The 22,555-nt window shown below is 69.7% G+C and carries 20 protein-coding genes; 8 read left to right on the top strand and 12 right to left on the bottom strand.

Going from position 1 to position 22,555, the window contains the following annotated elements:
- Nucleotides 1-327 precede the first annotated feature (327 nt).
- From HNR25_RS05335 to HNR25_RS05305, 7 genes are all read left to right on the top strand, one after another.
- Nucleotides 328-2,409: a PhoX family protein gene (locus HNR25_RS05335; protein ID WP_184633610.1), complete on the top strand. Its 2,082-nt coding sequence runs from the start codon at nt 328-330 to the stop codon at nt 2,407-2,409.
- Between the two features lie 126 nt (nt 2,410-2,535).
- Entirely contained in the window at nt 2,536-3,615 is a 1,080-nt protein-coding gene (gene mgrA / locus HNR25_RS05330) for an L-glyceraldehyde 3-phosphate reductase (protein WP_184633609.1), read from the top strand.
- Between the two features lie 529 nt (nt 3,616-4,144).
- Nucleotides 4,145-5,128 carry an ABC transporter permease gene (locus HNR25_RS05325; protein WP_184633608.1) on the top strand — a complete coding sequence of 328 codons (984 nt, stop codon included), beginning with the start codon at nt 4,145-4,147 and terminating at the stop codon, nt 5,126-5,128.
- Nucleotides 5,129-5,210: 82 nt separating this feature from the next.
- Complete coding sequence (locus HNR25_RS05320) at nt 5,211-6,113, top strand: ABC transporter permease (RefSeq protein ID WP_184633607.1); 903 nt, start codon at nt 5,211-5,213, stop codon at nt 6,111-6,113.
- Between the two features lie 17 nt (nt 6,114-6,130).
- Entirely contained in the window at nt 6,131-8,281 is a 2,151-nt protein-coding gene (locus tag HNR25_RS05315) for a dipeptide ABC transporter ATP-binding protein (protein ID WP_184633606.1), read from the top strand.
- A 59-nt stretch (nt 8,282-8,340) separates the two neighbouring features.
- Nucleotides 8,341-10,056, top strand: a complete 1,716-nt coding sequence (locus HNR25_RS05310) for an ABC transporter family substrate-binding protein (RefSeq protein WP_312862376.1) — start codon at nt 8,341-8,343, stop codon at nt 10,054-10,056.
- Between the two features lie 327 nt (nt 10,057-10,383).
- Nucleotides 10,384-10,977 (top strand): hypothetical protein, encoded by a 594-nt coding sequence (locus HNR25_RS05305; RefSeq protein WP_184633605.1) that lies wholly within the window; start codon nt 10,384-10,386, stop codon nt 10,975-10,977.
- A gap of 19 nt (nt 10,978-10,996) precedes the next feature.
- Here the strand turns inward: HNR25_RS05305 and HNR25_RS05300 are convergent, their stop codons facing one another.
- Both HNR25_RS05300 and HNR25_RS05295 read right to left on the bottom strand, forming a co-directional pair.
- Nucleotides 10,997-12,550, bottom strand: a complete 1,554-nt coding sequence (locus HNR25_RS05300) for a hypothetical protein (RefSeq protein WP_184633604.1) — start codon at nt 12,548-12,550, stop codon at nt 10,997-10,999.
- A 181-nt stretch (nt 12,551-12,731) separates the two neighbouring features.
- Nucleotides 12,732-12,980 (bottom strand): GntR family transcriptional regulator, encoded by a 249-nt coding sequence (locus tag HNR25_RS05295; RefSeq protein WP_184633603.1) that lies wholly within the window; start codon nt 12,978-12,980, stop codon nt 12,732-12,734.
- 411 nt (nt 12,981-13,391) lie between these two features.
- On the opposite strand from HNR25_RS05295, the gene HNR25_RS05290 reads away from it, so the two are divergent.
- Nucleotides 13,392-13,595 (top strand): hypothetical protein, encoded by a 204-nt coding sequence (locus tag HNR25_RS05290; protein ID WP_184633602.1) that lies wholly within the window; start codon nt 13,392-13,394, stop codon nt 13,593-13,595.
- Here the strand turns inward: HNR25_RS05290 and HNR25_RS05285 are convergent.
- The 10 genes from HNR25_RS05285 to HNR25_RS05240 all read right to left on the bottom strand — a co-directional run bounded on the left by HNR25_RS05285 (nt 13,556) and on the right by HNR25_RS05240 (nt 22,539).
- Nucleotides 13,556-14,041 carry a hypothetical protein gene (locus tag HNR25_RS05285; RefSeq protein WP_184633601.1) on the bottom strand — a complete coding sequence of 162 codons (486 nt, stop codon included), beginning with the start codon at nt 14,039-14,041 and terminating at the stop codon, nt 13,556-13,558. The two genes, HNR25_RS05290 and HNR25_RS05285, sit on opposite strands and share 40 nt — an antisense overlap.
- Nucleotides 14,042-14,064: 23 nt before the next feature.
- On the bottom strand, nt 14,065-15,645 hold the full coding sequence (locus HNR25_RS05280) for a hypothetical protein (RefSeq protein ID WP_184633600.1): 1,581 nt from the start codon (nt 15,643-15,645) through the stop codon (nt 14,065-14,067).
- Between the two features lie 319 nt (nt 15,646-15,964).
- Nucleotides 15,965-16,546 (bottom strand): C40 family peptidase, encoded by a 582-nt coding sequence (locus tag HNR25_RS05275; protein WP_312862375.1) that lies wholly within the window; start codon nt 16,544-16,546, stop codon nt 15,965-15,967.
- Nucleotides 16,547-16,669: 123 nt separating this feature from the next.
- Nucleotides 16,670-17,188 (bottom strand): DUF4352 domain-containing protein, encoded by a 519-nt coding sequence (locus HNR25_RS05270; RefSeq protein WP_184633598.1) that lies wholly within the window; start codon nt 17,186-17,188, stop codon nt 16,670-16,672.
- 47 nt (nt 17,189-17,235) lie between these two features.
- Nucleotides 17,236-18,294 carry an OmpA family protein gene (locus HNR25_RS26750; RefSeq protein ID WP_312862374.1) on the bottom strand — a complete coding sequence of 353 codons (1,059 nt, stop codon included), beginning with the start codon at nt 18,292-18,294 and terminating at the stop codon, nt 17,236-17,238.
- 36 nt (nt 18,295-18,330) lie between these two features.
- Nucleotides 18,331-18,978: a pilus assembly protein TadG-related protein gene (locus HNR25_RS05260; protein ID WP_184633597.1), complete on the bottom strand. Its 648-nt coding sequence runs from the start codon at nt 18,976-18,978 to the stop codon at nt 18,331-18,333.
- Between the two features lie 22 nt (nt 18,979-19,000).
- Nucleotides 19,001-19,222: a hypothetical protein gene (locus HNR25_RS05255; RefSeq protein ID WP_184633596.1), complete on the bottom strand. Its 222-nt coding sequence runs from the start codon at nt 19,220-19,222 to the stop codon at nt 19,001-19,003.
- Nucleotides 19,223-19,329: 107 nt separating this feature from the next.
- Nucleotides 19,330-20,229 (bottom strand): type II secretion system F family protein, encoded by a 900-nt coding sequence (locus HNR25_RS05250; RefSeq protein ID WP_184633595.1) that lies wholly within the window; start codon nt 20,227-20,229, stop codon nt 19,330-19,332.
- 28 nt (nt 20,230-20,257) lie between these two features.
- Complete coding sequence (locus HNR25_RS05245) at nt 20,258-21,190, bottom strand: type II secretion system F family protein (RefSeq protein ID WP_184633594.1); 933 nt, start codon at nt 21,188-21,190, stop codon at nt 20,258-20,260.
- Nucleotides 21,187-22,539: a TadA family conjugal transfer-associated ATPase gene (locus HNR25_RS05240; RefSeq protein WP_184633593.1), complete on the bottom strand. Its 1,353-nt coding sequence runs from the start codon at nt 22,537-22,539 to the stop codon at nt 21,187-21,189. Before HNR25_RS05240 ends, HNR25_RS05245 begins: the two co-directional genes overlap by 4 nt.
- Nucleotides 22,540-22,555 lie beyond the last annotated feature (16 nt).

Below are 22,555 nucleotides of genomic sequence, written 5' to 3'. Positions count from 1 at the left end.
GGTTCTGGATTCGGACGGTCACTCTTAGTCGGGAGCGGGTAAGAAAACCCGCGATGCGACACCAGGAACCCGCCGCACGTCCCAGCGGGACCCGCCACCGCCCGCCGGAGAGCCGCCCGGCGGCGCCGCGGTCCGCGTGCCGCAGCTGTGCCGCGGAATTGGCGGGTCGTTCACGACGGATTCACACCGCTGATCGACGCGTTCGCCATGGTCGTCGAGGCCGGGCGCGCCCCGCCCGCCCGGCCGCCCCGCACGGTCCGGCGTGCGTTCCGCGATCGCCGCGCGTACCGGGCCGCCGGTCATCCCCGCACTCCACAGGAGGACCCAGTGCCGCAATCCGCGCCACAACGCCGTTCGCTGCCGCTGATCGGCCCGGTCGGCGGCGGACGGTCCCGCCAGACTTGCCGCTTCCGCTGCGGTGACGCCTGCTTCCACCAGGCACCCAACACCAGCGACAACACCTATTTCGGCGAGGTCGCCACCGCCGCGCTTTCGCGTCGCAACGTCCTGCGGGCGGGTGCCGTGGGTGCCGGCGCGACCGCCGCCGGGCTGGGCGGCATGGCGCCGGCTCTCGCCCGGCCGGGCAACGGCCACGGCCACGGCCACGGCCGCTCCGGCCTGAAGTTCACCGGGATCCGGCCCGGGACCGGCGACGACGTGGCGATCCCCGACGGCTACGAGCAGCGCGTCGTGGTCCGCTGGGGCGACCCGGTACTGCCCGACGCCCCCGAGTTCGACTTCACCGCCCAGACCGCCGACGCCCAGGCCAAGCAGTTCGGCTACAACTGCGACTACGTGGCCTTCCAGCCGCTGGACCGCGACCGCGGCCTGCTGTGGGTCAACCACGAATACACCAACGAAGCCCTGATGTTCGCGGGCTACACCGACGGCGGCGACGCCGACCCGGAGCAGATCGCCACCGCCATGGCCGCCCACGGCGGATCGGTCGTGGAGATCCGCCGCGAGTACGAGGACCGCGGCCGGGGCCGCGGCCGCGGCAAGAGCACCGGCGGTTGGCGGCTGTCCCAGGGCTGGCGCCGCTTCAACCGCCGCATCACCCCCTCCACCCCCATGGAGCTCACCGGTCCCGCGGCGGGCCACGACCTGCTGCGCACCGAGGCCGACCCCGACGGCACGCGGGTGCTGGGGATGCTCAACAACTGCGCCGGGGGCATGACGCCCTGGGGCACGATCCTCACCTGCGAGGAGAACTTCCACCAGTACTTCGTCGGCGGCGAGGGCGCCCCTGACGGCGCCAAGCCGGCGATGGCCCGCTACGGCATCCCCACCGAGGGCGACACCCGCTCGGGCAACCGCCGCTTCGACCGGGTGGAGGAGCGCTTCGACCTCTCCCGCCACCCCAACGAGGCCAACCGCTTCGGCTACGTCGTCGAGGTCGACCCCTACGACCCCGACTCCACACCCAAGAAGCGCACCATGCTCGGCCGCTTCAAGCACGAAGGCGCCAACCACCGCATCACCCGCGACGGCCGCATCGCGGTCTACCTGGGCGACGACGAGCGGTTCGACTACATCTACAAGTTCGTCAGCAAGCGCAGCTACCGCAAGGGCTCGCGGCGCGGCAACAGCACGCTGCTCGACTCGGGCACGCTGTACGTCGCCACGTTCCGCGGCGACAGCCCCGAGAACGAGATCGACGGCTCCGGCGCACTGCCCTCCGACGGCGCGTTCGACGGGTGGGGCGAGTGGATTCCGCTGTGCAGCGACTCCGAGAGCTTCGTCGAGGGGTTCTCGGTGGCCGAGGTGCTCGTGCACACCCGCCTGGCGGCCGACGAGGCCGGCGCCACCAAGATGGACCGCCCCGAGGACATCGAGGCCAGCCCGGCCACCGGCAAGATCTACTGCGCGCTGACCAACAACAGCGCCCGCGAGCCCGGCCAGGCCGACGAGCCCAACCCGCGCGGCCCCAACCGCTTCGGCCACATCCTGGAGATCACCGAGCGGCGCGGCGACGCGGCGGCCACGAAGTTCCGCTGGGACGTGCCGATCGTCTGCGGCGACCCCGAGGACGAGGGCACCTACTTCGCCGGCTACGACAAGTCGAAGGTCACGGCGATCTCCTCGCCCGACAACCTGACATTCGACGAGCGCGGCAACCTGTGGATCGCCACCGACGGCATGGAGTGGGGCAACGACGGCCTGTTCGCCGTTCCGGTGGAGGGCAGAGACAAGGGCGAGCTGAAGATGTTCGCCCGGGTGCCCGACGGCGCCGAGTGCTGCGGCCCGCTGATCACCGAGGACCAGAAGACGGTGTTCATCGCACCGCAGCACCCCGGTGACGGCGGCGCTTACGACGACCCGCAGAGCACCTGGCCCGACCACGACGGGTTCCCGCGCCCGTCGGTGGTCGCGATCTGGCACGGCCGCGGCAAGGACATCGGCAGCTGACGGATCCCGGCCGCCTCCGGGTTCGGACCCCTCCGGCTGCCGGTGCCCGCACAGCGGCGTGCGGGCACCGGCAGCGGGCATCCGAACCCGGCGTGTCGGGGGTGCCGGGGTGGGATCATGGGGCTCATGGTGCGAGAGAACGACATACCCCGACTCGACGTCCCCGCCGCCGGTGTGTACCGGGCCGAGGACGGGCGCTACGACGGCCGGATGCCCTACCGGCGCACCGGCCGCAGCGGACTGGACCTGCCCGAGGTGTCGCTGGGCCTGTGGCAGAACTTCGGCGACGACCGCGCGCTGGAGACCCAGCGCGCCATCCTGCGGCGCGCCTTCGACCTCGGCGTGACCCATTTCGACCTGGCCAACAACTACGGTCCGCCCGCGGGTGCGGCCGAGCTGAACTTCGGCCGGATCCTGCGCGAGGACTTCCGCGCCTACCGCGACGAGCTGGTGATCTCCACCAAGGCGGGCTACGGGATGTGGCCCGGCCCGTACGGCAGCGGCGGCGGATCCCGCAAGTATCTGCTGGCCAGCCTGGACCAGTCGCTGGCGCGCATGGGGCTGGACTACGTCGACGTGTTCTACAGCCACCGCTTCGACCCCGATACTCCGCTCGAAGAGACGATGGGGGCGCTGGCCACCGCGGTGAAGTCGGGCCGGGCGATGTATGCCGGGATCTCGTCCTACTCGGCCGAGCGCACCGCCGAGGCCGCGGAGCTGCTGCGGCAGATGGGCGTGCCGCTGCTGATCCACCAGCCCTCCTACTCGATGGTCAACCGCTGGATCGAGGACCAGGCCCTGCTGGACACCCTCGAACGCGTGGGTGCCGGCTGCATCGTGTTCTCGCCGCTGGCCCAAGGGCTGCTGACCGGCCGCTACCTGCAGGGGGTCCCGGAAGGGTCGCGCGCCGGCCGCGCCGGCTCGTTCTCGCGGGAGTGGCTGGCCGAGGAGAACCTGGAGCGGGTGCGCGCGCTCGACGCGGTGGCGCGCGGGCGCGGGCAGACCCTGGCGCAGTTGGCGATCAGCTGGGTGCTGCGGGACCGGCGGACGACCTCGGCGCTGATCGGCGCCAGCAGTGTCGCGCAACTGGAGGACAGCCTGGCGGCGGTGCGGGCGCCGGCGCCGACCGACGGGGAGCTGGCCGAGATCGACCGGCACGCGGTGGATCTGGGCGTCAACATCTGGAAGCCTTCCAGCGACCGGTGAGGGGCCGCCCGGAAATCCGGCCCGCGCACGGCGGGCGGCTCCGGGACGAGCGCCGGCCTCCGCAACGGCGTACCGTGCGCGCCGAGGCGTTCGGGCGCCCGGCGGCGCGGCATGGAGCCCGGCGGCCCGGCCGCGACCGCCGCCCGCGCCGGATCCGGGATGCGCGGCGCCCGAAGTCGCCTGACGTCGCATTCCCGCCACCGAGAGTACCGAAGCGCGTTACTATCCTCCCCAGCGACTCGGCGCCATCGAGGAAACCGACGTCCCGTTGTCTTTTCTTGATGCGCCGGTAACCCCGCAGTGTCCCGAAACGGCCCAAACTCGTGTGAATTCGGATCACTGACCGTGAATCGGATGTAAGTGGGATGCGGTCACCGTCGCGAGTCGACCCTCCGGCATGAACCGGCACCCCTCCCTTGCGCCGACTGCGTCTGTGCGGCCACGACGTGTCTGGGTGGGCACGCGGGGCACGACGATTCACCGCGGTTGTTCCGAGACCGTCCGCCGGGACCACAGGTAGGGGCATCAGTTGGCGAAGTTCTTGATCAGGCGGTTGCTGAGTTACCTGGTCCTGATCTTTCTCGCGTCGAGCATCGCCTACTTGATCTCCGCGACCACGCTCGACCCGCGCGGCTACTTCGAGCAGAAGCAGCCCCCGCCCAGCGACCAGGCCATCGAGAAAGAGCTGAACAAGCTCAACCTCAACGACGAAGTCCCGCTGGCGGAGCGCTACGCCGACTGGATCGGCGGAGTCGCCACCGGCGACTTCGGCCGCACCATCAAGGACCAGAGCGTCAACGAGAACATCGCCCGCAAGGCGGGCGTCTCGCTCCGGCTCATCGTCGCCGGAACGGTGATCGGCGCGACCCTGGGCGTGGCCGTGGGCGCCTACGCCGCCGTACGCCAGTACGGCAAGTTCGACCGCAGCACCACCGTCACCGCGTTCGTCCTGCTCGCGGTACCCGCCGTGGTCGTGGCCGTCATGCTGCAGCTCGGCGCGGTATGGCTCAACGACGCCACCGGCATGAAGCTACTGGAGTACGGCGGCGAGTACAGCGCGAATCTCCAAGCCGGGTTCTGGGGAACCCTGGCCGACCGCGTCCAGCACGCGATCCTGCCGACCCTGGCGCTGTCGCTCTCGCTGTTCGCCGTGTTCAGCCGCTACCAGCGCAACATGATGCTCGACGTGCTCGGGTCCGACTTCGTGCGCACCGCCATGGCCAAGGGCCTCACCCGCCGCGCCGCCATGATCAAGCACGCCCTGCGCACCGCGCTGATCCCGACGATCACCTACTTCACCTTCACGTTCGGCATCCTGATCGCCAACGCCACCTTCACCGAGAAGATCTTCGGCTGGCACGGCATGGGGGCCTGGGTCGTGGACTCCATCGCGACCCAGGACGTCAACGCGGTCGCGGCGGTCACGTTCTTCATGGCCGTATGCGTCATGGCCGCGTCGTTCCTGTCGGACGTGCTTTACGCCTGGCTGGACCCGCGGGTACGGGTGAGCTGACCGTGAGCCCCACCCCTGCGCCCGCCGGCGCCGCACCGCGCCGGTCCCGCCCGTCCCCGCCCACCGTGCTGGAGAACCTCCCATGAGCCTGTCCGCCGAGCGCGAGGCGACCACCACCGAGGCCGCCACGGATATATCCGGCCGGTGGTCGTCGCTGGTCAAGGAGCTGCTCGCCACCCGCCGCGTGGTGGTCGGGCTGGCGGTCATCCTCGCCCTGATCGCCGTCGCCTGGCTCGGCCCGCTGCTGAGCCCGTGGGGCTTCGCCGAGCGCGACTTCGCCGCGTTCCGCAGCCCGCCCAGCGCCGACCACTGGTTCGGCACCGGCAGCACCGGCCGCGACATCTACCACATGACGCTGGTGGGGCTGCAGAAATCCATCCTGATCGGGCTGTGCGCCGCGCTGTTCACCACGGTGATCGCCGCGCTCGTGGGCGCCTTCGCCGGCTACTTCCTCGGTGCCTCCGACCGCGTCCTGATGTGGGTGACCGACCTCTTCCTGGTCCTGCCGCAGTTCCTCATCCTGGCGATCCTGTACCCCCTGCTGCGCGACCAGGGGTGGCTGATCTTCGTCCTGCTGCTGGGCTGCCTCATGTGGATGGTCACCGCGAAGATGGTGCGCGGCATGACCATCTCCCTCAAGGAGCGCGAGTACGTCCAGGCCGCCCGGTTCATGGGAGTCAGCCACAGCCGGATCATCCTGCGCCACATCCTGCCGAACATGTCCTCGCTGCTGATCGTGGACGCCACCATCAACGTCAGCTCCGCCATCATCCTGGAGACCGCGCTGTCCTACTTCGGATTCGGCATCCAGCCCCCCGACGTCACCCTCGGCTCGCTGATCGCCGAAGGCTCCCGCCAAGCGCTGGCGTTCCCGTGGACGTTCTGGTTCTGCACCGGTCTGCTGATCGTGCTCGTGCTGGCGGTGAACCTCGTCGGCGACGGCCTGCGCGACGCGCTGGACCCGCACTCCAAGAGCAGGACCTAGAGGGGGATCGAACCGCCATGACCGCAACCAGCGGCACCGCCGCCGCCGAGCAGCAGCAGACCGGCGCGTCCCCCGGGCCCGGCGGCACCGGGCCCCCGGTCCTGGACGTCCGCGACCTGGAGGTCGCCTTCCCCGGCGGCCGCGGCAACGCCGACGTCACCGCCGTGCGCGGCGTCAGCTACGAGGTCCGCCGCGGCGAGATCCTGGGAATCGTCGGCGAATCCGGATCGGGCAAGTCCGTGTCCTCCCTGGCCTCCATCGGGCTGCTGCCCGACTACGCGCGGGTGCGGGGCTCCATCCGGCTGCACGGCGAGGAGCTGCTCGGCCTCGACGACGCCGCCATGGCGCACAAACGCGGCCGCGCCATCTCCATGGTGTTCCAGGACCCGCTGTCGGGGCTGACCCCCGTCTACACCGTCGGCGACCAGGTCGCCGAAGCCGTCCGGGTGCACAACCCCCGGACCACGCGCGAGCGGGCCCGCGAACGCGCGGTCGAACTGCTCACCCTGGTCGGCATCCCCGACGCCGAGCGCCGCCGGCGGTCCTTCCCCCACGAATTCTCCGGCGGCATGCGCCAGCGCGTCATGATCGCCATCGCCATCGCCAACGACCCCGACGTCATCATCTGCGACGAGCCCACCACGGCGCTGGACGTCACCATCCAGGCCCAGATCCTGGAGGTGCTCAAGGCCGCCCAGCGCGAAACCGGCGCCGCCATCGTGATGATCACCCACGACCTGGGCGTGGTCGCCGGGCTGGTGGACCGCGTGCAGGTGATGTACGCGGGCCGGCTGGTGGAGACCGGAACCGTCGACGACGTCTACTACCGCACCCGCATGCCCTACACCATGGGCCTGCTCGGGTCGGTGCCGCGCCTGGACCAGGACGAGAAGACCCCGCTGATCCCGGTCAAAGGCAACCCGCCCAGCCTCACCGACATGCCGCCCGGCTGCCCGTTCGCGCCGCGCTGCCCGATCGCCGCCGACGAATGCGACGCGGCCGAGCCGCCGTTGGAACGGGTCGGCGGCGAAGGCCACCGCGCGGCCTGCATCCGCGCCGGCGAGATCGAGGCCAACGCGTGGACGGCCCACGACGTCTACCCCGTCACCGAGATCGCCGAGGACCCGGCCTCCGGGATACCGCGGGACGACCGCCCGACGGTGCTGCGCGTCGAAGACCTGGCCAAGCACCACCCGCTGATGCGCGGCGCGCTGTTCAAACGGCGCGTGGGCACCGTCTACGCCGTCGACGGCCTCACCTTCGACATCCGCGAAGGCGAGACGCTCGCGCTCGTGGGCGAGTCCGGGTGCGGAAAATCCAGCACCCTGATGGAGATCCTGAGCCTGGACGAACCGCAGCAGGGCACCGTGGAGGTGCTGGGCAAACGGTCGGGCGGATCCTCCAAGAGCGAGCGCATGGAGGTGCGCCGCGACGTCCAGGTCGTCTTCCAGGACCCGATGAGCTCGCTGGACCCGCGCATGCGCGTCTTCGAGATCATCGCCGAACCCCTGCGCACCCACGGCTACTCCGCCGCCCGGACCCGCGCGCGGGTGCTGGAACTGATGGAGCTGGTGGGGCTGGACCGCTCGGCCGTCACCCGCTCGCCCGCCGAGTTCTCCGGCGGGCAGCGCCAGCGCATCGGCATCGCCCGCGCCCTGGCACTGGAGCCGAAACTGCTGGTGCTGGACGAACCGGTCTCGGCACTGGACGTGTCCATCCAGGCCGGTGTGATCAACCTGCTGGAGGAACTCAAGGCACGGCTCGGGCTCTCCTACCTGTTCGTGGCGCACGACCTCTCCGTGGTGCGCCACATCGCCGACCGGGTGGCGGTGATGTACCTCGGCAAGATCGTGGAGATCGGCGACGTGCAGTCGATCTACCGGCGGCCCACGCACCCCTACACCAAGGCGCTGCTCTCCGCGATCCCGCTGCCCGACCCGGACAAGGAGCGGCGGCGCGAGCACGTCGTCCTCCAAGGCGACCTGCCCAACCCGGCCGATCCGCCGTCGGGATGCCGGTTCCGCACCCGGTGCCAGAAGTTCGCCGTCCTCGGTGAGGACGAACGCTCCGTGTGCCGGGAGAGCGAGCCGGAACTGCGCCACCGGGTCGAGGGGGCGGCCGACCAGGCCGCCGCCTGCCACTACGCGGACGCGCAGGAGTCGCCGTGAGCGGACCCGCACCCAAACCCACCGGATCCCCTGATACCGCACCAGTGAGGAGAACCCCCGTGCGAACCACACGCGCCGCCAAGGTCGGCGCTCCGATCGCTGCCCTGGTCATGGCGGCCAGCGCCTGCGGCGGAGGCGGCGAGGACAACGAGAACGAAGAAACCCTCGCCGACATCCCGGCCATCGACATCAACCGCACCGACCGCTCCGAACTCGAGGACGGCGGCACGTTCGTCTGGGGCATCAACGCGTACCCGCCGCAGTTCCAGGCGTTCCACACCCAGGGCAACGAGGCGCACGGCAAGTCGGTCCTCGACGCGGTCATGCCCAAGGCCCACTACTTCGACGAGCAGGGCGAGCCGCACCCGGACGAGCACTACGTCCTCTCCAGCGAGGCCGACGACGGCGGATCCACGGTCACCTTCGAGCTGAACCCCGACGCCGAATGGTCCGACGGCGAACCGATCACCTGGGAGGACTACGCCGCCCAGGTCGCGACCGTCGGCGCCCACCGCGACAACTCCGACGAGTTCGACCTCGGCGACACCACGGGCTACGAGCGGATCGAAAACGTCGAAAAGGGCGAGGACGAGTACGAAGCGATCTTCCACTTCTCCACGCCGTTCTCCGAATGGCCCCGCCTCTTCGACGTCCTGTACCCCGCTGAGTACATGAAGGACCCGAAGAAGTTCAACGAGGCCTACAAGACCGAGATCCCCGTCACCGCAGGGCCCTTCGGCGACGCCGAGATCGACGAGACCGCCAAGAGCGTCACCGTCGACCGCGACGAGGACTGGTGGGGCGACGAGGCCAAGCTGGACTCCATCGTCTTCCGCGCTTACGAGAACGACGCGCTCGGCGGGGTCATGAACAACGGCGAGATCGACGGGTACCACCTGGGCTACGACGCCGCCGCCTACGACCAGCTCAAGGACTCCGAAGGCGTGCGGCTGACCAAGGCCATCGACAACGCCTACCGGCACCTGACCTTCAACGGCGGCGAGGGCCGGGTCACCGAGGACGTCACGGTCCGCAACGCCCTCGTGCACGCCATCGATCGGGCGCAGATGGCTTCGGCGACGCTGGAAGGCGTCGACTGGACCACCGACCCGACCGTCAACCGCCTCCTGCGCTCCACGCAGACGGGGTTCCAGGACAACAGCGGAGGCTACGGTGAATACGACCCGGACAAGGCCGCCGAGCTGCTGGACGAGGCCGGCTGGACCCGGGACTCCGAGGACGGGCTGCGCACAAAGGACGGCGACAAGTTCCAGTTGCAGTGGGTGATCCCCAGCGGCCTGCAGAACACCGCCGACGAGGCCGAGATCGCCAAGGCCCAGCTCAAGGAGGTCGGCGTCGGCGTCCAGGTCGAGAGCGTGCCGACCAACGTGTACTTCTCCGAGTACATCGTCCCCGGCAACTACGACGCCACGACCTTCGTCTACTCCAGCACCAACCCCTACGCGGGCTACTCCGCGGAGAACTTCATCGGCCCGGTCGGCGAAGACGACGACGGCAACCCCAACTGGGGCAACAACCTGCACAACTTCAGCACCGAGGAGATCAACGACGGCTTCGACGAACTGTCGAAGCTCAGCGATCCCGAGGAGTACAACGCCAAGGCCAACGAGCTCGACGAGCTGCTCTGGGAGCAGAGCATGGCGGTGCCGCTGTTCCAGCGTCCCGGCATCTTCGCGGTCGACAGCGAAATCGCCAACTGGGGCGCCAACGGCCTGTCCTCCTACACCTACACCGACATCGGCTACGTGAAGTAGCGCGCGGCCGCGTGCCCCACAGGACTGCCCCCGCCCCGGACACCGGGCGGGGGCAGCGCCGTGTGCGGGCGGCGCGGTGCGCGGGCAGTGCCGTGTGCGCGCCGCCGGCCGCCGGAGGGTTCCGCCCCCGCATACGGGACCGCGGCCCCGCACACCGACCCGCGCCCCCGCCCGCGCTGCCCGATCGCGGCGCCGCGACCCTGCCGATCCGCACGCCGCCGGGTCTAGACTCAGATCCGCCGCACCGCGCGTCCACGCGACGGCGGTGCGTGACCGGGATCGGCCCCGGCGGCGATCGGACACCGAGGACGAATCAGCGGGGAAGCGATGGTGGAGTTCATCCGGGCGTGGATCATCGGCGCCGTCGTATGGTTCATGCTGACCAACGCCGGAGCGCTGGCCTTCCGGCTGCTGGCTCCGGCCGAGCACGCCGGCACCTTCACCGGCGCGCTGCTGTGGCTGGGCGGGATCGGGTTCGCCGCCTACTTCCTCTCCGTGGTCGCCGCGGCTCTGGTCCACCGCCCGCCCGACCGGCACAGCCTCGGCCGCAACGCGGTCGCGGTCCTGGCGGCACCGGCGGTGGGCACCGCCGTCGACACGGGGCGGCTGCTCGCGGGCTCGGGCGTGAACGGGGCGCTGTATGCGAGCTGGACGGCCGTGGCCCTGGCCGGCGCCGCCCTCGCCTTCGTGCTGATGCGCCGCCTCCAGGCCCCGACCGTGGTGGAGTCGGCGACGGGCAAGCGCGTCCGCGTGGCCCGCACCTACTGGGACCGCACCGAGCGCAGCGGGGCCGGAGAGCAGAACGGCGGGCGGGACGCTGAGGGCGCCGGATCCCGGACCCCCGAGACCCCCGAGGCCCCCGAGGCGTCCGGGTCGCAGGAGTCCGGGTCGCAGGAGTCCGAAGCGACGGGCTCCTCCTAAGTCCGCGCGGGGGACCGGGCTACATCTCCTCCGGGCGGAAGTCCGTCTCGACGTCCGCGTCGTCGGGATCGAACGCGTCCCGCGCGGCCTGCTCGCCGATGGTGCGCGCCTGAGCGCGGGCCGCTTCGGCCGGTGCGCCCCCGAGGCCGGACCGCTCCAGGCACCACTCCACCCATGCGGGCAGGAGCTCCAGGGCGGCCGCGGCGCCGCCGGGCGGGGCGTCGTCGCTGACGGTCAGCGCCACGAGGCGGATGCGGTGCGGCGAGCAGGCGTAGAGCAGAGAGTCCGGGCCGTCCTGCGGCCCCCAGACCCCGGCGAGCGCGGCGGCGGTGTCGGCGTCGACCTCGCCGCCGTGCCGATCGGCGTACCAGGAGCGGAAGGCGTCGCCGGTTCCGGTGCCGGTACCGGGCTCCTCCTGCGGCAGCGGCAGCCGGTCCTCGAAAGCGACGGACAGCTCCTCGGCGCGGGCCGCCGACCGGAACTGCTCGGCGACCAGCGCCGCGGGCTCGCCGCCGGACCGCATCCCGGCGAGCAGGTGGGTGTCCATCGCGAGTTCCAGGAGTTCGGAGGCCTCCCGGCCGGAGCAGCGCTGCGGCTGCGCGTCGGCGGGGGCGCTGCCGCCGACGGCGGCGCGCCACTCGGCCGCGGCGTCCTCCGCGGAGGCGAAGACCCCCGCGCCGACCACAAGCTCACCGGCGCAGCGGTCGACGTCCCAGCAGTACCAGTGCGGGTCGCGCCGGTCGTCGCCGTAAGCGAAGGGGGCCAGCAGCGCGGTGCGGGTGCCGTAGGCGTCGTGCAGCACCAGCGGCCAGGCGGTGGGCTGGGGCCGCAGCTCCTGCAGCGGGTCGGGCAAGCGGGGCAGCGTCCCGTCGTCGACGAGCCGCTGGCCGGCCTCCATCAGCGCCATGGAGCACGCTTCCAACGGGCTGCCGCTGGTGGCGTCGGGGGTGTAGGGCGCCCACGCCATCATCCCGCGCAGCAGCATCCAAGGGCCCTGCCAGCGGGGCTCCGCATGGTCGGTGATTTCGCGCGCGGCGCGCTCGGCCAGCAGATCCAGCCACCCGACGGGATCGGTGCCGTAGCCGTAGCTCTGCTCGGCCCGGTCGAACAGCTCCTCCTCGTCGAGCCGGTCGGATGCGGCAGCCTCCATGAGGGCGGCGAGCGTGTCGTCGGCCTTCCCGAGCCCGTCGAGGTAGGCGCGGCCGACGAGATCGCAGGCGAGGTCGTCCAGCGCCCGCGGGCTGTCGGGCACCTCGGCCCGGTGGGCGAGCGCGACCGCGTACTCGTGGGACTCGGCCCACCCGGGCTGCGGCACGATCTCGCCGCCGTGGTCGGACCCGCCGAAGCCCGGCAGGCCGTCGGGCGTCCCCGGTTGCGCGTCCAGGCCCCAGTCCCAGGTGGGTGCCGCGGGCATCCCGCCGGGTATCGCCGGAGCCGGAGCGGGCTCGTCGTCCTCGTCGTAGACCGGTTGGCGGGCCTCGCGTTCGGCCAGCTGCTCGGCGCGCTTCTGCGGGTTGCCGCTGAGCTGGGCGCCGCCGCCCGTCGTCTTCTTGTTGCGCTTCTTCGGGGACATGGCATCAGGCTAGAAGACCACCGCCTCCCGCTGTCACCGCACCAGCGGGATCGATCTTGTAGCTACGGTGAGTGAAACCGGTTTCCAGTGTCCGTAGCTACAAGATCGACGCAGGGTAGGCGGGGGGGGGGGGGGGTGGGCAGCGGGAGCGGTGGGGCGGTGCGTGTACGGGGCGCGCGTGTCAGTCGGACTTCGGCCCGTCGGAGACGACGAAGATGCCCATTCCTTGGACGGTCTCGACAAGCCCTTCGTCCTTCAGGACCTGGATCGCCTTGCGCAAGGTGTCCCGCGCGGCCTGGAACTCCGCTTCGAGCTCCACCAGGCTCGGGATGCGGCGACCGGGAGGGATCGATCCGTCCGCGATACGCGTGCGCAGAACGGCCGCGATCTGGAGATAGGGCGGAACAGGGCCTTCCCGGTCGATCGTCATGACCATTGACCGTAGTTGCGGGGCCACTCCCCACCATAGCTACCCACGGGGGTAGACGTGGGTAGTAGGGTTCCTTTACGCTTTCATAGAAGAGCCCTCGCGACGCGGCCAGGCGTCCGAGGGCATGGCCACCAGCTATCGAGGAGCTGATGACATGCTCGACCTTATCGAGAATGCGGCGCTTCGTGTGTCCCGTCGTATGCCCCGGCGGGTGACGCCGCGGGTGCGGGCGTATGCGCCGGTGCCTGCGGACTCCGCCGCCGCTGCCGGTGTCCCGGCCGCGCGGGCGCGGAGCGCGCCGCGGGTGCGGTCCTACGCCGCCTCCGTGCTGGACCGCGTCCGCATCGGCCCGGTCGACTGGCAGGCGGAGTTCGACCTCCTCGCCACGTCGGCGTTCGCGGAGGTGGGCCGATGAGTGCGGACGAGGCCGAACCGGTGGTGCCCCGGCAGCGGGACGGGTCCGAGCTGTCGCCGAACGAGCGCGCCGAACTGGAAAGCCTCGTCGACGAGCTCGTGGCGGCCACCGAGGACCGCGTGTTCTGGCTGGGGCGCGTGCGTGAGACGGCGCTGGAGATTCAGCGGCGCCTGGGCAGCCTGCTCGACCGCGGTGACTGACCCCCGCCGGGCCGGTCGCCCCGGCGGCGGAGGCGCCGGTCGGCGGCCGATCCCAGCGCGGTGCCCGCCGCGAGCGCGCCGGTAGCGACGGCGAGCGCGGCGAAGTCGGCCGGCGCGGCCCCGGGGGTGAAAGCGGTTCCCGCCTCCAGGGCCGCGCCGGCGGCGGGCAGCGTCCACACCGCCGCAGCGCGGCGACCGGGCCGAACGGGCGCGCCGCTACGGGTGCCGGGGCGGTGGGCCCGGCCGGCCGCGAACGCCACCAGCGTGTAGCCGGTCAGCGTGGTGAGGGCGACCCACGGCACCCGCAGATGCCACGTGTCGAGCGCGCCGAGCGGCAGCAGCCACAGGTGCAGCAGCGTGCTGACCACCGCCCAGGCCGACCACACGCCGGCGCCGGCCGCCCAAGCGCGGACGAGGTCCATGATCGCGGCTCCGTCCCTTCCCACGGGTGTTTCCGGTGCGGGGCGGGTCATCCGGCGCAGTCCTCGAACGGGACGAGCTCGCGGCGGCCGCCCGGCCCGGGTCTGGCCAGGTAGCGGGCGCCCGTGGCCGTGCGCGTGGCCGACTTCCACCCCGTGGCTCCGCCGAACGACAGGCCGCTCAGCGTCGCGTCGGCGCTGAACTCCCGGCCGTCGGAGGCGGTCGCGTAGCGGACCGAGCTGTAGGTGCCCTCGCGGAACAGCAACCGGTCGAACTCGCCGACGCGGTCGCTGTCTCCGGCGCGGGGCGAGGCCGTGTCCGTGGGGCGGCCGGTGGTGGACAGGAACGTCAGAGCCAGCAGCGGCTCGCCCGCGTCGAGCCGGCGGCGCACCGCCGCCCGGTTCGCGTCGGTCACCTCCAGGCGGGCCGTGCCCACGACGTGTCCGCCGTCGCCGTCGGCGTTGACCGTCTCGATCGCGACCCCGGTCAACTCCCCGGTGCCGCTGTCGCGGACGGTCGTCAGGGAGGCGCCGGTGAGGCCGGTGCGCGCGTCGTCGGGGGTCAGCACGGACTCGGGCACCAGCGGGCCGACCTCGCCCGACTCCGCGAACTCGAAGCCCACGGTGCGCGACACGGTGCCGCTGCGCTCGTCGCGGGACTCGGTGAGCACCGCGTCGCCCTCGGCGCCGGCGGAGACCACGTGCAGCAGGTCGAGCCCGGTGCTGACGGCGTCGTCGGAGGTATCGGGGTCCTGGATACCCGGGGCGTCAGTGGCCGGCCTCTCGGGAGTCGGGGCGCCGGTACCCGGGGTGTCGGGATCGGCGTCGCCTCCGCCGGAGGAGCCCCGGCCGCGCACGCCCACCGACGCGCCCGCCTCGCCGGACAGGTGGAGCCCTCCGCTCACCGACACGTCCCGGCGGTCGGGAGGTGGCAGGGTGACGGCGTCGGCGCCGAACCGGTCGGCTGCGAAGCCGACGATCCGGGAGCCGAGCGCGTCGAAAGCCCCGCTGTCGGAGCCGAGGTTCTCCAGGTGTTCGGCGCGGGCCACCCGTTCGCGGAAGCGGTCGGCTTCCCGCTCGGTGGGGAAGGTCCAGACGCGGGTGGCGGAGGCGCCGCCGTGCACGCCTGCCGCGAGCCCGGCCTCGGCCTCGGCGAGCGGGCCCAGTTCGGCGCCCCAGTGCAGCGGACTGGGCGCGTCGGCGGCGCCCTCCAACCGGTGGGTCAGCGCGACCTCCGCCGTGCCGTCGGAGTTCACACGTTCGGCGATGCGCACCTGCCCGTCCTGGCTCGCCGCGACCGAGACGCCGACCGACGAGCTGACCTGCTGCGTGTCGGTGGTGCAGGGTTCCGGGACGAATCCGTCGGCGTCGCCGGGGCGCCCCGCGCAGTCGCCGAGGTCGAGGGCGCCGCAGACGGCGCGCCGGATCTCGGCGACGATCCGCTGTCCGAAATCCGTGGTGCCGGCGAGGCCGGTGGCCAGCGCGCAGGCGAGGACGACGACGGCCGCGTAGTCGAGGGCTGCGGCCCCCCGATCGTCGGCGGCGGCGCTCAGCGGGCGGCGGGGGTGCCGGCGGCGCGGCGGGCGGGGGAGTAGCGGGTGCCGGGAGCGTGGGCGGGCACGGGCAGCCATGGTCGGCCTCGCAACAAGGGGCGCGGAATGCGGTGCAGAAGCGAGAGCCGGGGCTGGGCGGCGTCGTCCGTGGGGCGGGAAGCGGGCCGCGCGGCACGGAGTCGGCGATACGGCACCCGGAGGTGGGCGGATCCGGTCAGGAGGAGGTCGGGGATGGGGCCGGGACGGGGGCGGCGATCAGGGATCGGAGATCAGGGGGCGGGGGCAGGGGTCGGGAGTCAGGCATCGGGATCGGGGCTCGAAGGCCGGGGGGTGTGGGAGGGGCATCCGGGCGGGCGGTGCGTGGACGGCGGGTGGATCAGATCGGGGTGAGCGGAAGTCAGCCCTGTGGGACGCGGCCAGCGCCGACCCAGATGGACTCCCAGCGGGGATTGCCGATGACCTGCGTGACGTTCACGGGGTCGCCGGCGTGCACCATCTGGCCGTCGCCGATGTACATGCCCACGTGGCTCGGCGGCGGGTAGTCCTCCGGCATGGTGTGTAGAAAGATGAGGTCGCCGGGCTGCAGGTCGCTCTTGGGGACCTGCTGCAGCGCGTCCTGCTGATCCCACGTCGTACGCGGCAGGGAGACGCCGGCTTCGCGCCAGGCCTCCTGCATCAGCGAGGAGCAGTCGTAGGCGCGTCGCCCGGACGCGCCCCACTGGTAGGGCTTGCCCTGCTGCGCGAGCGCGAACTCGATCGCGACGCGGGCGCTGCCTTCACCCTGGATTTCGCCGTCCCAGGCGCTCGCGAGGTTCCAGGAGTACTCTTCGGGCTTCTCCGGGCGTTCCTCCTCGACCCAGGTGTCGCCCCCGCACTCGGGGCCTTCGACGCGGCAGACGTATTTCCGGGTGGCGTCGTGGAGGACGTCCCCGATCGAGGTCGTCGACAGGCCGATCACGATGACGGCGGCGATGGACACCAACGCCGCGGTCTCCAGAATCGAAGCCCCGCGCTCACTCCCATGCCCGTGCAGCCGCGCGAGCGCTCTTTTCGCCCTTTTCGCTACCGACACCGGGACAACCCTCCTCACGTCAGAAGACCTTCACTCGACAGGAACGTCCTCGATGGGATCGAACCCGGGGATTTCGACGGTGACCTGTTGCGTGTCGGCGGGCAGGTTGTACAGCATCCAGTAGTCGACTGATTCGTTTGGTTGAATGATCGGGACGAAGGGTGTTCGTGATGCGTAGCCCGAGCAAAGGCAGTATTTCTCGGCGTCCATAATCGGGTGGTGGCGCGTCTGTCCGGCTACATCGAGTTTGATTCCGCTGGGCTGTGCTTCTCTGTAGTCGTAGACATCATTGTCGAAAGCGCTCATGGGAAGGTTGTCGAGTCCGTTGTTGGTAATGCGAGCCGTCAGTGCTGTAAACCGGCTTCCTTTAGATTTTTCGATGGATAGAATATCCACGGAAGTATCTTCAATATCTTCTTTCGACTCATTGCTTTCTGCGGTGGCGACGGGTGATGGCGCGCTTTCCTCTGTGGGGAGTGCGGGGGATGGATCCTGTTCCGAATCAGCCGACGCGCTCGACACAAAAACGGTCGCCACGAGTGTTGTCATGAGCATGGAAGCGAATCGTCTAAGATGAGAGGGCCTCATGTTTTCCCTCATTTGTTGAATGTAATAGTGACGCGGCGGTTTTTTGCTCGACCTTTATCGGTGTCGTTCGATGCGATAGGATCTGTGGATCCATGGCCGTCAACTTCGTATGTGATGTCCGAATTGGACGTAAGTCTCGAAATTCGATTCTTGGTAACCTCGGCACGCTCTTCGGAAAGAGGGATATTGACCGAGTCAGTGCCGGTGTTATCAGTGTGACCATCGATGCTAACGCTTGTGGCGGAAGAATTATCGATCTCCTTGGAGACCTGTTCAAGGATCTGATCAGCATCCTCGTTGAGATCTGACTCGTTGAGGTCGAAGAGAACGTCGGAGGAGAGTGAAACAGCCATCTGATCGGGTGTCTCTTCTCGGCTCTTGGTGCCGTCTACTTCCTCGGAGAAGCTGTGGAGGTCCCAGATTCGTGGGTCGGCCAGCTCGCCGTCCGCGGGCTGGTTGGTAGTGGCATCCGTTATCGGGATATCCAAGATGGGAGGAGTTACGGCCGTCAGAAGCGTCATTGAGTCGACGTCATCCGGAGGTGCTGGGAAGGCCAGCCACGTGGTCATGCGATCGCCTGGAGCGAGACTTGTCTTGTTCCATTTTCCGCAAAAGCATTCCCCGTTCTTATAGAATAGGGGTATATGCTTCGTCTGGTTTCTTGTGTCGATCAGTGTCATCGACTGAAAGTCAGAGGGGTTGTCCCTGTCCTTTGGTGGTGTCAGGGTATATGCGTCTTCAGAGTCACTGAGGTTTGCCATCGAGAACCTGACGACGGCAAAGTCATCATCATGCTTGTCAAGTGAAATCACCTCGACGCGGAAGTTAGTGCCGATCTTCGTTGATGACGTAATCGATTGTGCAACCGGATCTTCGGGGGGCTGGTCTTTTCCAGATGGCTGCTCAGAGTCTTGTTGGTCGACCTGGTCGTCTCCGCTGTCGTCAGGAGTATTTTGTCCTCCGTCGGAGGTGACGCAGGACGTCATCAGCGTCATCCCCAGCACAAAGGCGATAGCCCTTGCAGGAAGTCTGACCGGGGTTAGGCCTCTAAAGCTCTGAAAACGCACGTTGCGGCCTTCCGGGATACGGTATCGAAGGAACTTCTAAAAACCTGGTGGATTGTAGATGTACTGACCTTCCTCTTCGACGAGGGCGACGTCGATCAGTTGTTGCGCATGGGCGAAGCTCTCGACCGATATTCCGTCGCAGGATAGTCCGGCAATTTCGATTCCTCCGAATTCGTATTGACAGTCCGGAATCGTTACTTTGACTATAGCAGCAGCATTTCCGGTATGATTGCTGTCCGGGTCCGGTTCATCGCATTGAATATCTGTCCATGCGCGGCTTCTGTCGCCCTTGAGCTCTTCCTGGCAGCGTGCGCTGTGAACCTCGACGCGGACGATGTTCCCCAGGTTGCCTTGGCTGTCATCGCTTGCGCGGATGCTGTCGAGTACGGCGCCGTTCTGATCGGCATAGTGCTCTGCGGCGCTGCGTCCGCGCCCGGGATCGTACAGGCGGCTATAAGGAAGCTCATTGTTCGATATTCTCTCCGCTACCGAGTCCCGAGCGATACCGGCAGCTGCGAACGCCGCAGCGTCAGCTGCTGCCTGCGCCTCGGTTCGCAACTCGTTGGCGTTGCCGACCCGCACGAAAAGAAGCATGATTGCTACGAGTGACAGGGTTAGACCTATAAGAAGAAACAGGTTCGCCTGTCCTCGATCGCAATGCGCCTTTCCGGTAACGCGTCGCATATATTTTTCCTCGGGAGTATATTTATTCCATTGCAGTCAGTACCTCATTGACCCTGACCTGGATCCTGTTAACAAGATTGTCGAACACCTGCAACTGCAACAGCGCAATAGCGACTCCCGCCACCAGCACGATCACCGCCGCGTACTCCAGGATGCTGGCGCCGTGATCATGCTTGGTCTGCGCCAGCCTTCTCAAGATCAAATCCCGCGTATGCATGTGCAGGTTCACCATCAGCTTTCGCATTCAGCCCTCCCGGAAGCTGTGCGGGGGTCAGGGTAGCCCCGGCGGTCGTCATCAATTTACGCAGCGCGAGCGCTGTTGTGTAGAGGATGCTGCCGATTGTGGATGACTCATCCCGTGAAGACGCCTCCGAAGTCGACCCCCGATCCCAAGATCATCGCGCCGCCCACCAGCAGAAGCAGCCCCGGCAGCATGGTCGCCGCCGTGATCCCCGTGACCCGCGGGTTGATCCGCTGGGCCTTGCGCCGCATGTACTGGGCGTCCTGCCGGCGCATGTCCTGGCCGATGGTCAGCAGGGTGTGCGACAGCGGCGCCCCGAGTTCCTCGGATTGCTGGATGGCCGTGACGAATTTGCCCAGGGCTTCATTGGAGTTGCGTCGGCGCAGCGCCTGGAAGGCGTCTTTGCGGCTCGTGCCCAGATCCATCTGGCGCAGCACCAGCCGGAACTCGTCGGACAGCGTGCCCGGCATCGAGTCGCACACCCGCGCGATCGCCTGGCGGAACGCCAGCCCCGCCCCCACACTCACCGCCAGCACATCCAGGAAATCCGGGAGCTGGCGCTGGATGTCGTCCTGGCGCTTCTGCTTCTTCAGCAGCAGCTCCGCGTCGCTGAGCAACACGAACGCCAGCACCAGCAGGCCCAGCATCGCCTGGTCGCGCACCACCAGCAGCAGCGCGATGCCGCTGTACAGCAGCACCTCTCCGGTCTTGCGCTGCAAGTACCGGTCGACCGTCAGCCCTTCCGGCCGGCCCGCGGCGTCGATGCGCAGCTGGATGGACTCCTGGCGCTCCTCGCTGACCAGTTCGCGCACCGCCGGCCGGAGCGGCCGCCCGACCAGCTCGGTGACCCGGTTCAGAATGAACGCCGTCTCGCGTTTGCGCCGGGGCGCCGCGGGCGCGGTGTCGCCGGCCACCTCGCTCGTGCGAGTGAACAGGTACAGCCCCCAGCAGAACAGGGCGACGGCCGCGGCGCCGCCGAAGCCCAGCGCGAGGATGAACACCAACGTCATGAGAGCTCCCAGGCTCGGGGGACGGCCGTCACAGGTCGATGCGCGTGGTGATGCGCCGGACCAGCGCGAACCCGGTCAAGAACAGCCCGCACGACACCGCCAGCACCAGCGTCCCCGCTGCGCTCTCGGTCATCGTGCGGATGGCGTCGGGCTGGAGCATGTTGACCAGGAACAGCGCCCCCACTCCCATCGCCAGCAGCGCCCACGCCGTCGACGTGGTCTCGGTGAGGATGGTCTGCACCTCGCGGCGGGACTCCTTGCGCTCCTCCAGGGTCTGCGAGATCGACCGCAGCGCCGACACCAGCGCACCGCCCGACCGCGACGACACCAGCAGCGTCGAGATCAGCACCCCGATCTCCCGGGACGGCATGCGTTCGCGCAGCTCGTTCACGGCCTCTTCGAACGGCAGACCCAGCTTCATCGACTCCGCGACGCGCCGCAGCTCCGACCCCGCCGGGTCGTCGAGCTCCTCGGCCGCCATGTCGATCGCCGTCGGCAGCGCCAACCCGGCCTGGGTGGCGTTGGACAGCACCCGCGCCAGCTCCGGCAGCTGGGCGGTGAACACCTCCTTGCGGCGCTCCTCCTGGCGCTTCAGGTAGGCGAAGAACGCGAACCCCACCCCGAACGCCGCCGCCAGCCCGAACACCGGCGCCAGCGCCTGCCACACGAACACGACGGCCAGCACCGCTGCCGCCGCCATCCCCACCACGAACGTGGCGACCCGCACCTTCACCCCGGCCCGCGCCAACCGGTTCTCCACGCGCCGGCCGGGCTCGGTGCGCCGCAGCGCCACGTCCAGCCGCGCCAGCGGGGTGTTGGCGCGGCGCTCGGCCTCGTGCAGCGCGCTGCGCGACGCCAGCTGGCGCCGCTGCACCGCACCGTCGATGAACAGCACCAGCCCGGCGACGAACAGGAGGATCACCACCGCCGCCGAAACCAGGATCACCGTCGTGTAGATCACGGCGCCACCTCCCCGGACGTGGGCGCGGGGGCGGGCCGGTGGCCGCCGTCCGCCTGCACCCCGAACGCCGCCGGCACCGATTCGCCCGCCGCGCGGATGCGCGCGGCCACCCGGTGCGGCAGCGGGTAGCGGTGGAATTCGCCCTCGGCCGTGTCGCCTCCGCCGTGCTCGGGGGCCGGCGGCACGAACCGCAGCAGCGGCTCCAACCGGAACTCCTCGTCGCGCCGCGACGCCACCACCCCCACCTGCGACACCCGGCGGGATCCGTCCGGGTAGCGGCTCAGGTGCACGATGACGTCCACCGCCGCGTTGATCTGGTCGCGCAGCGCCTCGAAGGGGATCCGCACCTCCGACATCGAGGCCAGCGTCAGCAGCCGGTACACCGCGTCCTCGGCGGAGTTGGCGTGCACCGTGGCCAGCGACCCGTCGTGGCCGGTGTTCATCGCCTGCATCATGTCCAGCGTCTCCTGCCCGCGGACTTCGCCGACGATGATCCGGTCCGGGCGCATCCGCAGCGAGTTGCGCACCAGGTCGCGGATGGTGACCTGGCCGGTGCCCTCGATGTTGGGCGGGCGCGACTCCAGCCGGATCACGTGCTCCTGCTGCAGTTGCAGCTCCGCGGAGTCCTCGATGGTGACCACCCGCTCGTCGGTCGGGACGAAGCTGGACAGCGCGTTGAGGAACGTCGTCTTCCCGGTGCCGGTACCGCCCGAGATGATCACGTTGAACCGCGCCCGCACCAGCGACGCCAGCAGCACCGCGGTCGTGCCGTCGACGCTGCCGCGCGCAACCAGCTCCTCGACGGTGAACGGCTTCGGGAAGCGCCGGATGGTGATGATCGGCCCGCTCAGCGACAGCGGCGGAATGATCACGTTGACGCGCTCGCCGGTGGGCAGCCGCGCGTCCACCATCGGGCTGGACTCGTCGATCCGCCGGTTCACCTGCGACACGATCCGGTCGATCGTCTGCATCAGCTGCTCTTCGCTGGTGAAGGCGGTGTCGATGCGGTGCACCCGCCCGCGCTGCTCCACGTAGACGTTGTCGGGGCCGTTCACCATGATCTCGGTGATGCTCTCGTCGGCCAGCAGCGGCTCCAGCACCCCCAGGCCCAGTGCCTCGTCGACGACGCGGCGCACCAGGCCGCTGCGTTCGCGGTCGCTGAGCACCGGGCCTTCGCGGGAGATGATGTGGCCGACGACCTTCTCCAACCGGGTGCGGCGCTGGTCCAGGCTGAGCGTGGCCATGTCGTCGAGGTTGACCTCGCGCAGCAGCCGCTGGCGCCAGTGCGCGATCTGGTCGGTCTGGTGCTCGTGGGCGTGGTCGTCGGTGAGGCGGTCTTTGAGTCCCATGGCGCTACCTGCGGTC

Source organism: Streptomonospora salina (genome assembly GCF_014204715.1).
In the GTDB taxonomy this organism is placed as follows: domain Bacteria; phylum Actinomycetota; class Actinomycetes; order Streptosporangiales; family Streptosporangiaceae; genus Streptomonospora; species Streptomonospora salina.
Note: the sequence above shows the minus strand (reverse complement) of the source record. Positions and strands in the feature narration are given on the sequence as shown.

Excerpts from the sequence above, each read along its gene's own strand:
- HNR25_RS05270 (WP_184633598.1), bottom strand. The coding sequence starts at position 17,188 with ATGACAACACTCGTGGCGACCGTTTTTGTGTCGAGCGCGTCGGCTGAT.
- HNR25_RS05255 (WP_184633596.1), bottom strand. The coding sequence starts at position 19,222 with ATGCGAAAGCTGATGGTGAACCTGCACATGCATACGCGGGATTTGATC.
- HNR25_RS05315 (WP_184633606.1), top strand. The coding sequence starts at position 6,131 with ATGACCGCAACCAGCGGCACCGCCGCCGCCGAGCAGCAGCAGACCGGC.
- HNR25_RS05300 (WP_184633604.1), bottom strand. The coding sequence starts at position 12,550 with ATGTCCCCGAAGAAGCGCAACAAGAAGACGACGGGCGGCGGCGCCCAG.
- HNR25_RS05260 (WP_184633597.1), bottom strand. The coding sequence starts at position 18,978 with ATGCGACGCGTTACCGGAAAGGCGCATTGCGATCGAGGACAGGCGAAC.
- HNR25_RS05295 (WP_184633603.1), bottom strand. The coding sequence starts at position 12,980 with ATGACGATCGACCGGGAAGGCCCTGTTCCGCCCTATCTCCAGATCGCG.
- HNR25_RS05290 (WP_184633602.1), top strand. The coding sequence starts at position 13,392 with ATGAGTGCGGACGAGGCCGAACCGGTGGTGCCCCGGCAGCGGGACGGG.
- HNR25_RS05240 (WP_184633593.1), bottom strand. The coding sequence starts at position 22,539 with ATGGGACTCAAAGACCGCCTCACCGACGACCACGCCCACGAGCACCAG.
- HNR25_RS05280 (WP_184633600.1), bottom strand. The coding sequence starts at position 15,645 with ATGGCTGCCCGTGCCCGCCCACGCTCCCGGCACCCGCTACTCCCCCGC.
- HNR25_RS05320 (WP_184633607.1), top strand. The coding sequence starts at position 5,211 with ATGAGCCTGTCCGCCGAGCGCGAGGCGACCACCACCGAGGCCGCCACG.
- mgrA (WP_184633609.1), top strand. The coding sequence starts at position 2,536 with ATGGTGCGAGAGAACGACATACCCCGACTCGACGTCCCCGCCGCCGGT.
- HNR25_RS05305 (WP_184633605.1), top strand. The coding sequence starts at position 10,384 with ATGGTGGAGTTCATCCGGGCGTGGATCATCGGCGCCGTCGTATGGTTC.
- HNR25_RS05250 (WP_184633595.1), bottom strand. The coding sequence starts at position 20,229 with ATGACGTTGGTGTTCATCCTCGCGCTGGGCTTCGGCGGCGCCGCGGCC.